General features: G+C 59.5%; 17 protein-coding genes. 10 read left to right on the forward strand and 7 right to left on the reverse strand.

What is annotated here, in order from left to right; genetic code table 11:
• Positions 1-166 precede the first annotated feature (166 nt).
• From lptC to ptsN, 6 genes are all read left to right on the forward strand, one after another.
• Complete coding sequence (gene lptC / locus MOV63_RS02870) at positions 167-835, forward strand: LPS export ABC transporter periplasmic protein LptC (protein WP_038539126.1); 669 nt, start codon at positions 167-169, stop codon at positions 833-835.
• 12 nt (positions 836-847) lie between these two features.
• A complete protein-coding gene (locus MOV63_RS02875) occupies positions 848-1402 on the forward strand; it encodes an LptA/OstA family protein (RefSeq protein WP_038539123.1) in 555 nt (184 codons plus the stop codon).
• 36 nt (positions 1403-1438) lie between these two features.
• Entirely contained in the window at positions 1439-2221 is a 783-nt protein-coding gene (gene lptB / locus MOV63_RS02880; protein WP_065814785.1) for an LPS export ABC transporter ATP-binding protein, read from the forward strand.
• Between the two features lie 191 nt (positions 2222-2412).
• Complete coding sequence (gene rpoN, locus MOV63_RS02885; protein ID WP_247031537.1) at positions 2413-3969, forward strand: RNA polymerase factor sigma-54; 1557 nt, start codon at positions 2413-2415, stop codon at positions 3967-3969.
• A gap of 248 nt (positions 3970-4217) precedes the next feature.
• Positions 4218-4793, forward strand: coding sequence for a ribosome hibernation-promoting factor, HPF/YfiA family (hpf, locus tag MOV63_RS02890; RefSeq protein WP_038539113.1), 576 nt, complete (start codon positions 4218-4220; stop codon positions 4791-4793).
• Positions 4794-4870: 77 nt separating this feature from the next.
• Positions 4871-5335 carry a PTS IIA-like nitrogen regulatory protein PtsN gene (ptsN, locus tag MOV63_RS02895; protein ID WP_038539110.1) on the forward strand — a complete coding sequence of 155 codons (465 nt, stop codon included), beginning with the start codon at positions 4871-4873 and terminating at the stop codon, positions 5333-5335.
• A 202-nt stretch (positions 5336-5537) separates the two neighbouring features.
• Here ptsN and grpE read toward each other — a convergent pair whose 3' ends face one another.
• Together grpE and hrcA are read right to left on the reverse strand one after the other, a co-directional pair.
• On the reverse strand, positions 5538-6179 hold the full coding sequence (gene grpE / locus MOV63_RS02900) for a nucleotide exchange factor GrpE (RefSeq protein ID WP_038539107.1): 642 nt from the start codon (positions 6177-6179) through the stop codon (positions 5538-5540).
• Positions 6180-6297: 118 nt separating this feature from the next.
• Complete coding sequence (gene hrcA, locus MOV63_RS02905) at positions 6298-7377, reverse strand: heat-inducible transcriptional repressor HrcA (protein WP_038539103.1); 1080 nt, start codon at positions 7375-7377, stop codon at positions 6298-6300.
• A gap of 176 nt (positions 7378-7553) precedes the next feature.
• Here hrcA and rph point away from each other — a divergent pair, with 176 nt between their 5' ends.
• Genes rph through hemW form a run of 4 tightly spaced genes read left to right on the forward strand, consistent with a single transcriptional unit; the run spans position 7554 to position 10549 of the window.
• A complete protein-coding gene (gene rph / locus MOV63_RS02910) occupies positions 7554-8270 on the forward strand; it encodes a ribonuclease PH (RefSeq protein WP_247031539.1) in 717 nt (238 codons plus the stop codon).
• A gap of 18 nt (positions 8271-8288) precedes the next feature.
• Positions 8289-8696: a VOC family protein gene (locus MOV63_RS02915; RefSeq protein ID WP_038539097.1), complete on the forward strand. Its 408-nt coding sequence runs from the start codon at positions 8289-8291 to the stop codon at positions 8694-8696.
• 8 nt (positions 8697-8704) lie between these two features.
• On the forward strand, positions 8705-9349 hold the full coding sequence (gene rdgB, locus MOV63_RS02920; RefSeq protein WP_038583328.1) for an RdgB/HAM1 family non-canonical purine NTP pyrophosphatase: 645 nt from the start codon (positions 8705-8707) through the stop codon (positions 9347-9349).
• 6 nt (positions 9350-9355) lie between these two features.
• The gene (hemW, locus tag MOV63_RS02925) at positions 9356-10549 is read left to right on the forward strand and encodes a radical SAM family heme chaperone HemW (RefSeq protein WP_247031541.1); all 1194 of its coding nucleotides are present in this window, start codon (positions 9356-9358) and stop codon (positions 10547-10549) included.
• 11 nt (positions 10550-10560) lie between these two features.
• On the opposite strand, the gene MOV63_RS02930 is transcribed toward hemW, so the two are convergent.
• From MOV63_RS02930 to MOV63_RS02950, 5 genes are all read right to left on the reverse strand, one after another.
• Positions 10561-11154: a bifunctional 2-polyprenyl-6-hydroxyphenol methylase/3-demethylubiquinol 3-O-methyltransferase UbiG gene (locus MOV63_RS02930; protein ID WP_247031543.1), complete on the reverse strand. Its 594-nt coding sequence runs from the start codon at positions 11152-11154 to the stop codon at positions 10561-10563.
• A 9-nt stretch (positions 11155-11163) separates the two neighbouring features.
• A complete protein-coding gene (locus MOV63_RS02935; RefSeq protein WP_247031545.1) occupies positions 11164-11748 on the reverse strand; it encodes a LysE family translocator in 585 nt (194 codons plus the stop codon).
• 38 nt (positions 11749-11786) lie between these two features.
• Positions 11787-13352: a chromosomal replication initiator protein DnaA gene (gene dnaA / locus MOV63_RS02940; protein WP_151040492.1), complete on the reverse strand. Its 1566-nt coding sequence runs from the start codon at positions 13350-13352 to the stop codon at positions 11787-11789.
• An 858-nt stretch (positions 13353-14210) separates the two neighbouring features.
• Positions 14211-14477 carry a 30S ribosomal protein S20 gene (gene rpsT / locus MOV63_RS02945; RefSeq protein WP_038548594.1) on the reverse strand — a complete coding sequence of 89 codons (267 nt, stop codon included), beginning with the start codon at positions 14475-14477 and terminating at the stop codon, positions 14211-14213.
• A 191-nt stretch (positions 14478-14668) separates the two neighbouring features.
• Positions 14669-15442, reverse strand: a complete 774-nt coding sequence (locus MOV63_RS02950) for an enoyl-CoA hydratase (RefSeq protein WP_247031547.1) — start codon at positions 15440-15442, stop codon at positions 14669-14671.
• Between the last annotated feature and the right edge of the window lie 24 nt (positions 15443-15466).

Here is a 15466-nt window from a genome sequence, read left to right on the forward strand (position 1 = left end):
TCTCTAGCGCGTTTTGCAGCGGCTCACATCACGTTTTTATGTTGCCCATTATTGTTTGTTGATTGAATAAAAACCATATTGGCGGACAAAGCAAAGCTCCTACCGGTTCCATCGGCATTGCCGAGATGGGGCGTGGAAACGAGCTAGAAGGAACAACCCGGCACTCATGCTGCAGCATATTCGAAAAACGGCAGGCTTTACTGCGGCGCTGGAGCCGCGCGCGGATGCCTACCAGGCGGCGCTGGCGCATTCCTCGCTCGTGCGTAAGCTCAAGATACTGCTGCCGATCCTGGCCGGCGTGATTTCTGCCGCCTTCATCGCTATCTCAATCGTCCGCGCCTACCTGCCGGAAAACCTTTCGATTGAAAACGCGCGGATCGAAAACGGCAAGATCGTCATGGAACGACCGGCGATTTCTGGCCGCAACAAGGACGGCATCAGCTACTCGATGACCGCCAGCCGTGCGCTGCAGGATATCAAGAATTCGAACATGATCACGCTCGAGGACGTCAAGGCCGCCGTACCGGTCAACGACGACGTTATCGCGCGGGTCATCGCGACCGGCGCCGACTTCGACCGCGGCACGGACATGCTCGATCTGAACTCTCCGTTCGATGTCAATCTGAGCAACGGGATCACCGCCCGATTCAAGTCCGCCCATCTCGATATCAATGCTGGTGTGATGAATTCACCCGAGCACGTCGATATCGCCATGAAAGAAGGCTCTATCGTTGCAGAGTCTTTAAAGATAACGGATAAGGGACATACCATCACCTTCAAAGGCCAGGTTCGCGTCCATCTCGATCCAGCCACCATCCGCAACCAAGGCAAGTAGAGCCCGGCCGTCATGATCAATCGCCGCCTTCTTAAACGCAATGCCGCAGTTCTGATCGCGGCAGGATTTATTTCCTGTCTAGCAGCGACCGCACATGCCCAGACGACCACCAGCCAGATGGAAGGCCTGAAGCTTTCCGGCGACCAACCGATCCAGATCCAGAGTGACCAACTCGAGATCAAGGAGCAGGAAAAGAAGGCTTATTTTACCGGCAACGTCCAGGTCGTGCAGGGCACGACCACGATGAAGGCGGGCAAGATGACGGTTCTTTATACGGGTGAAGGTGGCTCGGTGACCTCGGGCAACGCCAATATCGACAAGATATTCCTCGACGAGACGGTATTCCTGACCTCGGGCACCCAGCAGGCCACCGCCGAAAAGGGCGAGTTCGACATGAAATCCCAAACCTTCGTGCTTTCCGGCAAACAGGTCGTGCTGTCTGAAGGTCCCAACGTCTTCAAGGGCTGCAAACTCACCGTCCTGATGGAAACCGGCCAGGCCAAACTTGACGCCTGTGGCGGGCGTGTCGAGATCCTGCTCGATCCGAAATCGCGACCGAAGCAATAATAGACATTTGACGTGAAAATACCGTTCATCACCAGTCTGTCGGCAAGGAAGCCGTCCGCGCCCGAACCCTTCGTCGTACGCGATAAAGCGCGCTACGAGGGCACGCTTGTCGCGCATGGGCTTTCGAAGACCTACGACACGCGCCGCGTCGTCAACGGCGTGTCGCTGGTCGTGCGCCGTGGCGAGGCCGTCGGACTGCTCGGGCCGAACGGCGCGGGCAAAACGACCTGCTTCTACATGATCACCGGCCTGGTGCCGGTGGACGAAGGCATGATTGCGATCAACGGCAACGAAGTCACCCGCATGCCGATGTATCGCCGCGCCCGGTTGGGCGTAGGTTATCTGCCGCAGGAAGCATCGATCTTCCGCGGCCTGACCGTCGAAGAAAACATCCGGGCGGTGCTGGAAGTCCACGAGCCCGACAAGGACAAGCGGGAACGCAAGCTCGACGAACTGCTGGAAGAGTTCCATATCAGCCAGCTTCGGAAAACGGCGGCCGTTGCGCTTTCCGGCGGTGAGCGCCGGCGCCTTGAAATTGCCCGAGCGCTGGCGACCGACCCCGCTTTCATGCTGCTCGACGAACCTTTCGCGGGCGTCGACCCTATTTCGGTTTCCGACATCCAGAACCTCGTGCGCCACTTGACGGCACGCGGGATTGGCGTTCTGATAACGGACCACAACGTCCGCGAGACTTTGGGCCTGATCGACCGGGCCTACATCATCCATGCGGGCGAAGTGCTGACCCACGGCCGGGCGGACGACATTGTCAACAACCCGGACGTCCGCCGCCTCTACCTCGGCGACAAGTTCAGCCTCTAGACGCTGCTCCGGTCGCTGCAGCGCGCCAAAGAAATTTACTTTCCCGCACTGCAGCGCTTGACCAAATCTTTCAAAAAAGCAATTCTTGTGCCAGATGCAAATTTGGCCTTGTGGGGGCTTGGCCGAAAACGAGCGTCCGCCATCCATGACCGGGTGGTTCAAGGGGATTGCACGGGAGTTTCGCGTCCGCCATGGGTTTATCCGCTAATCTTTTCCTACGCCAAACCCAATCGCTGGTGATGACGCCGCAGCTGATGCAATCCATCCAGCTGCTGCAGATGACGCATTTCGAACTCAACCAGTTCATCGCCCAGGAAGTCGAAAAGAACCCGCTGCTCGAAATTACGTCAAACGAGAGCGAAAACGACGCGGAAACAGGCTTCGAAACCGCCGACGACTTTGACCCGACCGAAGGCCGCGAGAGTTCGGTAGTGGCCGAAGTCGATAGCGGCTGGTACGAGGGGTCCTCCTCCATCAGCGCCGAAAGGCTTGGCGAAGGGCTCGACACGGGCTTCGAAAACGTCTTCCCCGACGATGGCCCGGCGCGGCGCGCCGACGCCCCGGAACTGCTCAGCCAATGGAAATCGATGCCCGGTGGCGATGCCGGCGAAGACTACGACCTGGATGATTTCGTCGCCGGCCAGGTGACGCTACGCGATCACCTGAACCAGCAGATTCCCTTCCTGATCGTCGATGCGGCCGACCGCCTGACTGCCCGGCATCTCGTCGATCAGCTGGACGAGGCCGGTTATATGCTCGGCGACATCGAGGAGATCGCCGCCCGCCTGGGCAGACGCGTCGAGAATGTAGAAGCCATCCTCCGCTCGCTGCAGACGCTCGATCCGCCGGGCGTCTTCGCGCGATCGCTCAGCGAATGTCTGGCAATCCAGCTTCGGGAAAAAGACCGGCTCGACCCGGCCATGGATGCGCTGATCAGACATCTGGATCTGCTGGGCAAACGCGACTTCGCCTCGCTTCGAAAGATCTGCGGCGTCGACGACGAAGACCTCATCGACATGCTGGCAGAAATCCGCTGCCTCAACCCGAAGCCCGGCGCCGGCTTCGAGCGCGGCATGTCTGAGACGATTTCGCCGGATATCGTCGTGCGCGCGGCGCCCGACGGCAGCTGGATGGTCGAGCTCAATCCGGACACCCTCCCGCGCGTCCTGGTAAACCACAGCTATTTCCAGACGGTGTCCAAGCACTGCCCGAAAAACGGGGACGACCACAACTTCCTTTCCGAATGCATGCAGAATGCCAATTGGCTGACGCGCAGCCTCGACCAGCGGGCCAAGACGATCATGAAGGTGGCCGCCGAAATCGTCCGGCAACAGGATGCCTTCCTGATGCACGGCGTCGATCACCTGCGCCCGCTCAACCTCAAGACCGTCGCCGAAGCGATCAAGATGCATGAATCGACGGTCAGCCGCGTAACCTCCAACAAATACATGCTGACGCCGCGGGGGCTGTTCGAGCTCAAATATTTCTTCACGGTGTCGATCGGCTCGGCCGAAGAGGGCGGCGACAGCCATTCGGCGGAGGCGGTGCGCCATCGGATTCGCCTGCTGATCGCCCAGGAAACGCCTGAGACGGTGCTCTCCGACGACGATATCGTCGTCAGCCTGAAACGCGGCGGGGTCGAGCTCGCGCGCCGGACCGTCGCGAAATACCGCGAGGCGATGAACATTCCTTCGTCCGTCCAGCGCCGCCGCGAAAAGCGTGCGATCGCGGGGGTCGCGGCGTTCTGAGATACCGGCGAAACACCCGGGTTTCCACAGGCCTACGTAGAAGTCCCGAGGTCCGCTGCCGTTGACATTTAAAACATCGGGCGCTAGAAGCCCGCCGCAACTGCACGGGGCATGGCACGAAACGTATCCCATTATCCAGACAGGCATCGATTGCAGCAATTTGGCCCAGTCGCATGTGAACGGCTTGGATGCGGGGACGGCTTGGCGTAGACTGGAACACGCAAGTCACGACAAGAAGGAAGAACTCCATGAGTGTGCGTGTATCCGGTAAGCATATGGAAATTGGCGATTCGTTCCGTCAAAGGATCGAGGACCAAATCGGAGAAGCGGTTACAAAATACTTCGACGGAGGCTACTCAGGCCAAGTCATCGTGGAAAAGGCTGGTTCGCGCTTTTCTGCCGACTGCAAGGTGCATCTCGATACCGGGATCGTCCTGCATGCGGCCGGCGAGGCGAATGATCCGCAGATCAGTTTCGATGCCGCAGCACAGCGGATCGAAAAACGTCTGCGCCGCTACAAGCGGCGGCTCAAGGATCATCATGCCGGCAACCATGTGAATGGTTATGCGGAAGTTGCCTACACTGTTATGGACAGCGTACCGGATGAAGGGGAGGAAGTGCCCGAGGATTTCGCGCCGACCATCGTCGCGGAAAGTTCGAAGCAGTTGAAGACGATGACGGTCGCAAGCGCCGTCATGGCACTTGATATGACAGACGAGCCTGTTCTTCTGTTCCGTAGCCCCGGCAAGGAACATCTGAACATTGTGTACCGCCGCAATGACGGCAATATTGGCTGGATCGATTCCACCAATATCAAGAACTAACAACTTGGGGAGAGCGTCGGAGACGGCGCTCCCCTTCGCCTAGGGCACAAGCTCTTGCGGCACGAAGGATGAAGAGAATGGCATTGGCAGATTTGCTGCAGCAAGATGCGATTATTCCTGCCCTAAAGGTAAACTCCAAAAAGCAGCTATTGCAGGAGCTGGCGGCCAAGGCTTCCAAGTTGACGGGCGTGAGCGAACGAGAAATCTTCGACATCATCCTGCAGCGCGAGCGGCTCGGTTCCACCGGCGTCGGCCACGGCATCGCCATCCCGCACGGCAAGCTCAACAGCATCTCGTCGATCAAGGGTATTTTCGCGCGTCTTGAAGCGCCGGTCGATTTCGAAGCGCTCGACGACGAGCCGGTCGATCTGGTGTTCCTGCTGCTGGCACCCGAAGGCGCCGGCGCCGATCACCTGAAGGCCCTGTCGCGCATCGCCCGCGTCCTGCGCGACCAGGATCTCGTCGCCAAGCTGCGCAAGACCGATTCCGCTTCGGCGATCTATGCCTTCCTCAACGAGGAACAGGCCAACCACGCCGCCTGACGGCATATGCATTCGTGGGGACGAAACGAACCGCCCGGCCGCTGTTAAAGCGCCGGGCGGTTTTGTTTTTGAGCCGCATTTCGCGGGGATTATGCGTGGAAACTCAACGGATCTGGAACAATCGCCAGTCCGACGAGCAAACACCAACGGGAGTGTCCGGCCTAGAATGAGAAGCAGGCATATCGCCTGCTCCTCAAAGACTTCAGGCGCTTTTCTCACCGGCGGCTTCTGCAGAGGCTTCCGCCTTCGGTCCACCTTTTGCGACACCGACCATAGCGGGCCGCAGCACGCGTTCACCGATGGTGAAACCAGCCTGGACGACCTGGACGACGGTATTGTTCGGGACAGCAGGGTTCGGGATTTCGAACATCGCCTGGTGGAAGTTCGGGTCGAACTTCTGGCCTTCAGGATCGATCTTCTTCACGCCGTGGCGCTCCAGAGCGGACAGCATCGAGCGTTCAGTCATCTCGACGCCCTCCAGGAGCGTGGTCAGCGAGGCATCTGCCGTGGCGCGCATTTCGGTCGGCACGGCGTCCAGCGCCCGGCGCAGGTTGTCCGAAACGGCGAGCATGTCGCGTGCAAAGCCGGCCGCCGCATAGGACTTAGCGTCCTTGATTTCGCGTTCGGTGCGGCGGCGCAGGTTATCCATCTCAGCGGCAAGCCGCAGGAAGCGGTCGCGCAACTCGTTGTTTTCGGCCTTCAGCAATTCCAGCGGATCAGGTTCGGCGGCAGGCGCCTCGGCATTCTTCTGGTTGGCCGCGTCCTCAAGAGCAGATGCTACGGCTTCCGCGGCGTTCTCCGCGGCAGTTGCGTCAGGTCCGTTCTTGTTGGTTTCGTCGGTCATGACGGTCTCCGGTTATTCTTGACTTCGATTTACGGGCTTGGATTTGTGCCCGATATCGAGGTTTAAGGTGGAAAAATCAAGGCTTGCTGGGAAACTTGGGCCGGTCCGGCCGCAAAATTCAGCGCGACAGCCTGGCAAGCAGCTGCGCGGTGTAATCCACCATCGGCACGATGCGGGAATAATTGAGCCGCGTCGGCCCGATGACACCGACGGCACCGACGATGCGGTCCTCGCCGTCGCGATAAGGCGCCACGATGAGCGACGAGCCGGAAAGCGAAAACAGCTTGTTTTCCGAGCCTATGAAGATCCGGACGCCCGGCCCCTTTTCGGCGAGATCAAGAATCTCGATCAGACTGTCCTTCTTTTCGAGATCATCGAAAAGCAGCCGCAAACGATCGAGATCGGCAACATCCGCCAGGCCTTCGAGCAGATTGGCCCGGCCGCGGACGATCAGTTGGGTCGGCTTTCCTTCCTCGCTGTCGCCGGACCAGACCGCCAGACCGCGCTCGACCAGTTCCTGCGAGAGCGCATAAAGCTCGCCCTGGACCTGGTCCTTGAGGGTCTTCAACTGGCCACGCAGTTCCGGCAGGGTCTGGCCGCTCAGGTGGGCATTGAGGAAATTCGCCGCCTCGGTCAGCTGCGACGAGGTCACGCCGGCGGGCAATTCGATGATGCGGTTTTCGACCTGGTTGTGATCGCCGACCAGCACGGCGAGCGCCTTGGTCGGCTCAAGGCGGATAAACTCGACATGCTTGAGGACCGGATCGCTCTTGGTGGTGATGACGATGCCGGCGCCGCGCGAGACGCCCGACAACATGCGGCTTGCCTCCGCCATCAGGCTTTCCATCGGCTGATCTCGGTCGGCCGGGCGGATTTGCCGATCGATATTGGCACGCTCCTCGGCAGACAGGTCTCCGACCTGCATGAAGGCGTCAACGAAAAACCGGAGCCCCGACTGGGTCGGCAGGCGCCCGGCGCTGATATGCGGGGAATAGATGAGGCCGAGTTCCTCAAGATCGCTCATCACATTGCGCACCGAAGCCGGCGACAAAGAGATGGGCAGCAGCCGTGAAAGATTGCGGGAGCCTAGCGGCTCACCGTTTTCCAGGTAGCTTTCCACGATGCGGCGGAAAATTTCGCGCGAACGGTCATCGAGCACAGAGCCGCTGTCCCTACCCGTCGATGCCGAAAATCCCATCTAGACCTTCACCGTTCCGTTGATCATTCGACAAAATATAGTCATTCGACGCGCCTTCTCCAAAGGGAAAATTGCGCCAGCCACGATCATTCGCTTGCACACTCATCAGGGCTTTTTCTTTGCAAAAGCTTGGCCGGGGCCGTAGAAGGCGGAAACAGAAATCCAGGGAGTGAAGCATGCGGCCTTCAGGCAGACAGTTGAACCAGATGCGCAAGGTCTCGTTCGAGCGCAATTTCTCCAAGCACGCGGAAGGTTCCTGCCTCGTGAAGTTCGGCGACACGCATGTGCTCTGCACCGCGAGTCTTGAAGAAAAGACGCCGCCGTGGCTGCGCAACAGCGGCAAAGGCTGGGTGACGGCCGAATACGGCATGCTGCCGCGCGCCACCGGCGACCGCATGAAGCGCGAAGCCGCCAGCGGCAAGCAGGGCGGCCGCACCCAGGAAATCCAGCGCCTGATCGGTCGGTCCTTGCGCGCCGTCATCGATCTCGAAGCACTCGGCGAAAAGCAGATCACCATCGACTGCGACGTCATCCAGGCGGATGGCGGCACCCGCACCGCCTCGATCACCGGTGGCTGGATTGCGCTCTACGACTGCCTGAAGTGGATGGAAGCCCGCTCGATGACCAAGGTCGACAAGGTGCTGAAGGACCATGTCGCGGCGATCTCCTGCGGCATCTTTGCCGGCCAGCCGGTAATCGACCTCGACTATATCGAGGATTCGGCTGCCGAGACGGACGCCAATTTCGTCATGACCGGTTCCGGCGGCATCGTCGAGGTGCAGGGCACGGCGGAAGGCAAGCCCTTCAGCCAGGAAGAGTTCCTGAAGCTGCTGGCGCTCGCTCAGGACGGTACCCAGGAACTGGTGGCGCTGCAGAAGCAGGCGATTGCCTGAACCTGAAAGAGGTGCGGTTTGATTGAAGGCATTCTCGAAACCGCGCTCTACGCCGATGATCTCGATGCCGCCGAAGCGTTCTACGGCGGCATTCTCGGCCTTGAGAAGGTGCTGCGCGCTGGTACCAGACATGTGTTCTTCCGTTGTGGGCCGGGGATCCTGCTGATCTTCAATCCGGCTGAGACGATCAAGCCACCGCCCGCCGATGCGCTGCCCGTACCGCCACATGGCGCGACGGGACCGGGACATGTCTGCTTTCGCATGACGGGCGACGCGATTGACTTGATCAAGGAAAAGCTCAACAAGGCAGGGATTGCCATCGAAAGCGATTTCCGCTGGCCGAACGGTGCCCGCTCAATCTATTTCCGCGATCCGGCCGGCAACAGCCTGGAATGCGCAGAGCCCAGGCTCTGGAATATCGAATAGGAATTATCATGCGCAAGCTCGATACCAAGACGATCGTGGTCGCCAGCCACAATGCCGGAAAGATCCGCGAAATCGCCGAACTGATCGGCCCCTTCGGTTTCTCGGCCAAATCCGCCGCCGAATTGCAATTCGAAGAGCCGGACGAGACGGGCACGACATTCGAGGAAAATGCCGCGATCAAGGCACTCGCCTCCGCCAGGGCCTCCGGCCTGCCCGCACTGTCTGACGATTCCGGTATTGTCATCGACGCGCTCGACGGCGCGCCGGGTGTCTATACCGCCAATTGGGCGGAGCGTGAGGATGGCAGCCGCGATTTTCAGATGGCGATGGAAAAGGTCGAGAAGGCGCTTGAAGAACGCGGCGCGACCAAGCCGGAACAGCGCGGTTGCCGCTTTGTCAGCGTTCTCTGTCTCGCGTGGCCTGACGGACACACGGAAATGTTCCGGGGCGAAGTGGAAGGCACCGTAGTGTGGCCGCCGCGCGGCACCCAGGGTTTTGGTTATGACCCGGTCTTCCAACCGGAAGGCTATGATATTACCTTCGGTGAAATGAGTAGTGATCAGAAACACGGCTGGAAACCTGGCGAACCGGAAGCGCTTTCGCATCGCGCCCGCGCCTTCAAGCGTTTCGTCGAAACCTGCCTGGAGGCTTGAGGCATTTTGAACTCAGCCGCTCCTCTTCTGCGCGACACGCTTCTGCCCGATACCGGCGAGCCGGGTTTTGGCGTCTATGTGCATTGGCCATTCTGTGCGGCCAAGTGCCCCTATTGCGACTTCAACAGCCATGTACGCCATCAGCCCGTGGACCAGCCGCGTTTCACCGCCGCCTTCCTGAAGGAGATGGAAGTGATGCGACGGATGAGCGGGCCGAAAACCGTCACCAGTATTTTCCTCGGCGGCGGCACGCCGTCTCTGATGGACCCCGCCACGGTCTCGGCGATCCTCGACGGCATTGCCAGGCATTGGCATGTGCCCGACGGCATCGAGATCACCATGGAAGCCAACCCTTCGAGCGTCGAGGCGACACGCTTCCGCGGCTATCGGGCCGCCGGCGTCAACCGCGTCTCGCTCGGCGTCCAGGCGCTCAACGATCCGGACCTCAAATTCCTCGGTCGGCTGCATGACGTTGCCGATGCGCTGAAGGCCATCAAACTGGCGCGGGAGATCTTTCCGCGCATGTCCTTCGATCTCATCTATGCCCGGCCGAAACAGACGGTCGAGGCCTGGGAAGCGGAGCTGAAGGAAGCGGTTTCCTACGCGGTCGACCATTTGTCGCTCTACCAGCTCACCATCGAGGAAGGCACGCCCTTCTATGGCCTGCACAAGGCTGGCAAGCTGATCGTGCCGGATGACGACCAGTCGGCGGCCCTCTACGAGGCGACCCAACAGATCACCGAGGGGTTCGGCATGCCAGCCTACGAGGTTTCCAACCACGCCCGCCCCGGTGCTGAAAGCCGCCATAACCTGACCTATTGGCGTTACGGCGACTATGCAGGCATCGGACCCGGCGCCCACGGTCGGCTGATGCGTGGCAGAAACAAGATCGCGACCTCCACCGAACGTCGTCCGGAAACCTGGCTGGAACAGGTGGAACGTGTCGGCCACGGCATGCTGGACGAAGAAATCCTTGGCTTCGAGGAACAGGCCGACGAGTTGCTGCTGATGGGCCTGCGCCTGCGGGAAGGCGTCGATCTCGCCCGCTGGCAGCAGCTTTCCGGCCGGGACCCCGACCCGATCCGCGAGGAAAGGTTGCTGGAATATGGCTTCATCGAGCGGATCGGCAACTCGCGGCTGCGCTGCACGCCGTCCGGTATGCTGATCCTCGACGCTGTCGTGGCCGATCTCGCCTGCTGAAAACCCGGCGCTTAAGCTTTTACCGCCAGGACATGCAGCCAGTCGGTCGGCTTCCTGTCGTAGCCGCTGCCCTGTACCTCATCGATATCGACGGATGTCCAGGCGAAAGCCCCGTAGGCCGCACTTAGCCAGGCCTTGGACGGGTAATTGTAATAACGCCCGAGGCCGTCATGCCCCTCGGCTTCGCCAGCCTTGAAACTCGAATAGAAGACGCCGCCTGGGCGCAAGGCCTCGTGGATGCGGCCGAGAATGCCGCCGAGTTCCGCCCGTGGTGCATGCAGCAGGCAGGCATTGGCCCATATGCCATCGAAAGCCGAGACCGCGTCGATATCCCCGAAACGGAGCACGCTAACCGGCCTGCCCAGATGTTTGGAAGCTTCCTGCGCCATCTCCGGCGTGCCATCGGTGGGCGTGACGTCGAAACCCCGCGCGATCATGACTTCGCTATCCCGCCCGCTGCCGCAGCCGAGTTCGAGGATGGCAGCGCCAGGCACAAGTTTCGACAGGAAGCTATCGAGGCGGCGTGTGTTTGGTGCGGAACTCTCCGCGTAAGCCACCGCGTTTTCGCTGTAGAAGCTCGCCGTCGGATCCTTTTCCATGGCCATTCGTGATCCTCAGCGCTGCGACATCAGCAGCTTGGTGCCAAAGCCGACAAAAACCATGCCGACGCCCAGATCGATCTTCTTCTTTGCCTTCAGATAGGCTGCGGCCACCGTCCGGTGAGTGATCAGCGCGACGAGAAAAGAATAATAGATGGTCGAAACGGTGACCATGACCGCGATCGCCGCCAAGCCATAGAGGAAGGGCGTTCCGACCGGCATGGTCGCGGCAAAAAGGCTGGCAACGAACAGCGCCGATTTCGGATTGGCAAGATTAGTCACCAGGCCCATGCGATAGGCGGTCTTGAGCGGCACGTCGATACGCGCCACCGCTATATCAGCCGACTGGCGCGACTTTCGCGCATCTAGGAATATCTTCAATCCGAGCCAGACAAGATAAAGTCCGCCGACGATCTTCAACGCCACATAGGCGAAAGGTGCCGCCTGGAAGAGGACATTGATCCCCAGCCACCCGGCAAGACCCCAGCAGAACGTGCCTGTAATGGTCCCCATTGCCGCGAGAATCGGCACGCGACGCGGCGCGGTCAGCGCATAACGCATGACCAGAAGCGTGTTGGGCCCTGGCGTTATGCACGCCACGGCCCAGATCATTGCAACAGAAAGCAGAAACATGGATTTTAAGCGTTGTTCTCGTTGATCAGCCGTTTCAGCAGTTCTACCTCGTGGCTGAGCTTCGTGTCACCCGAAATCAGCTCCTCGATCTTGCGGACGGCATGCAGGACGGTCGTGTGGTCCCTGCCGCCGAAACGACGCCCGATCTCCGGGAAGGAGCGCGGCGTCAGCGTTTTCGACAGATACATGGCGATCTGGCGCGGCTTGACGATGACGCGGGTGCGGCGGTTCGAGACCAGTTCCTGGCGCGACACATTATAATGGCGGGCGACGATGCGCTGGATGTCCTCGATGCGGACGCGCTTGGCCTCGCCGGCACCCACCAAATGGGCGAGCAGTTCATCGACACGCTCGATCGAAAGGGAGGGCTCGAAGGAACGGCGGAACAGGAGCTGATTGAACGCGCCTTCCAGTTCGCGACCGCTGGCGGTGACATTTCTCGCCACGTGGCTGAGGATTTCCGCCGGGATATCCAGCGACGGATCGTCCTGGCGGGCAGTCGCCAGGCGGCCCTTGATCATTTCGAGACGCATCTCGTAATCCGGCGCTTCGACTTCGATCGCCACACCACCCTGCAGACGTGAACGAACGCGCGGATCGAGCGATTCCAGCTCCCAGGGCGCACGGTCGGCGGCAACCACCACCTGCTTGGCGCTGTCGAGCAGCATGTTCAGGAGATGGCAGAACTCGTTCTGGATCATCTTGCCCTGCAGGAACTGCATGTCGTCGATGATCAGCAGATCGATATTGCGAAGCGAGTCCTTTAGCGTCAGTGCATCATTGTCACGGATCGCGGTCGCGAAACGCCACATGAAATATTCCGCCGTCAGGTAGACGACCCGCGGCATGCGCTCGCTGCCGACCGCCGCATTGGCGATCGCCTGCAGAAGATGCGTCTTGCCAAGGCCGACGCCGGAATGAATGAACAGCGGATTGAAACGGACCGCGCTGGCGCCAGCTTCGGCGATCGTCTTGGCGGCAGCAAGCGCTACCCGGTTCGACGGACCTTCCACGAACGTATCAAAGGTAAAGCGGCTATCGAGCGGTGAGCCGAACAGCGGGCCTGGAACGTGGGCCGAACGGGCAGGAGAAGCCGACGGCGACGGGAAAGCGGCAATCTTGCCGATCTCGCGGGGAGCCTGAGAGCGCGGGAAGGAGGTTGCGACGACGGGCTCCGGCGCAAGAGTGCGCTCTTCACCTGCCACAAGTACCTTGGTGTTGCGGCTTGCGCTGCGCACCAGGATTTCCACCTTCAGGATCTCCGCGTCTTCCGCCTGGAATATGGTGGTGATCTGATCGAGGTAGCGATTGTTGATCCAGGATTTCAGAAAAGTGGTCGGAACCGTGAGCCGAACAACGCTCTTCGAAACGGAATGCAGCTTCAGGCGTCCGAACCAGCTCGCATAAACATCCTGGCCGACCTGTGCCTTCAAACGCGTGCTAAACCGCTCAAAAAGAGCATTATGCTTCATCTCCGTCGTTTCCCCTGCCGCCTGGGAGCAACTTGAATCAAATCCTTGCCGTGCGTGGTCCCCATTACCTGCACGGGCCGATATAGTATTCATATGCATAATTCGCCGCCTTCCAAATCTAGTAGCCTGGCGGTTCTCGTTAACGCCGCCAGAACAAACATCGTTTCAAGGCATAGCAAAACCATTCCCAATCATTGAGAACCGTCGCCGCCCGTCCCCTTTTTTCAAAACTCTCTCTCGTCCTCGCAGCCGATCAAAAGTCCCGCCCAGCCCGCCTCGTGAACGGTCTGCGCTTGCAGGAGCCACCCCACATATACGAACGCTCTCATCCTCATCATGAGCCGTCCGAACTCTTCCACCTCCTTGGTCCGGATGCAGGACCCGGATTCGCATTGACAAAGACCGACCGCATCCGGAAATGCCAATTTCCGGACCACAACCGATGGTTATCAGGAAAACGGGAGAATTTATCCCGTTGCAAAGGGCAGAAGTCTGCTTCCCGTCGTTCACTTTGACGGTTATCGGCAGCCTCTGAAGTAATCCCCGCGCCCCTTGCTGAAGGGCATTTAGGCAGGATCAAATGCCAAGATCAATGATGAATTTTACGCAAAATTAAGAGCCGGGCGTTGACTCCGCGAGCGTGATTTGAATGTCACAGAGGCATTCATGGAGAATCGCTGTTGAATCAATGGGATTCAAAAAGGACATACATTCTGAACGATTGTTCACAGAAAAAATAAAAATGTTCTTGACTCGATCCGAGGGCATTTGATGGCCCCCAAAGTCACCTACAGACTCATAGACCTCCAGTAAGCATTTGATATTTAAGTCTATTTTCTGTCACGCCGATGACACGAAATTGTTAATGAGCCGGATAAATATAAGGAGGCCTGAGAGAATCACAAAAAGCCCAGTCAGAACGACCAGGCTTCATTATGATACAGTTTGTGAAATTAATTAGGCCGAAAGGGCCTTCACACGTGCAGCAAGACGGGACACCTTGCGGGATGCCGTGTTGCTGTGAAGCACGCCCTTGGTGGCGGCGCGCTGGATTTCCGGCTGGGCAGCCTTGAGGGCTTCGGCAGCAACGGCCACATCGCCGGAAGCGATGGCTTCCTCGACTTTACGGATGAAGCCGCGAACGCGCGAGCGGCGGGACTTATTGACTGCAGTACGGCGAGCGATCTTGCGGGTCGCTTTTTTCGCCGAAGTTGTATTGGCCATTTCATGCCTCTCTACGAATTCGAACCAAACTCCGCCGTTGCCGCGCCGGTCCTTGCGACCATCAATCCAGCAATTCGGGAGCAATAGAGGAAGCCATGATCAGGCTTTCCCAACTGTGGGCGGGCATATAACCGGAATACCCGTCCCAGTCAACGCGCATTTTGGTGGATGACCATCCGCTGTTGCACGATTTATCGGTTGGAGAACTGCGGCTTGCGCTTTTCCACGAAGGCCGCCATGCCTTCCTTCTGGTCGGCGGTCGCAAACAAGGAATGGAAAAGCCGCCGTTCGAAACGCAGCCCTTCGGCAAGCGTGCCTTCGAAGGAACGGTTGACGGCCTCCTTTGCCATCAGCACCGCGGCGCGCGGGAAGGAGGCGATCTTTGCGGCCGCCTCGACTGCCTCGTCGATCAACCGCTCCGGCGAAACGATGCGCGACACGAGCCCTGCCCGCTCCGCTTCCGCCACGTCCATCATCCGGCCGGTCATCACCATGTCCATCGCCTTCGCCTTGCCGACTGCTCGGGTCAGCCGCTGCGAACCGCCCATGCCGGGAATGACGCCGAGCGTGATCTCCGGCTGGCCAAACTTCGCGGTTTCCGAGGCGATGATGAAATCGCACATCATGGCGAGCTCACAGCCACCGCCGAGCGCGAAACCGGAAACGGCGGCAATCATCGGCTTGCGAGACGCGGCAATTGCCTCCCAGCCGGAGATGAAGTCGTTTACATACGCTTCGACGAAATCGATGCCCTGCATTTCCTTGATATCGGCCCCGGCGGCAAAGGCCTTTTCCGAGCCGGTGAGCACAATTGCACCGATCGCCTCGTCCTTGCCGAATGCGCAAAGCGCCTCCGTCAATTCGGCCATGACAGTCGAATTGAGCGCGTTCAGCGCCTTCGGGCGATTGAGGGTGATGAGCGCGACAGCGCGCCGGGTTTCGGTCAGCAGGGTTTCATAGCTCATCGAATGTCTCCTCTTCTGCTCTAT

Origin of the sequence: Neorhizobium sp. SHOUNA12A (genome assembly GCF_023006505.1) — a bacterium.
In the GTDB taxonomy this organism is placed as follows: Bacteria; Pseudomonadota; Alphaproteobacteria; order Rhizobiales; family Rhizobiaceae; genus Neorhizobium.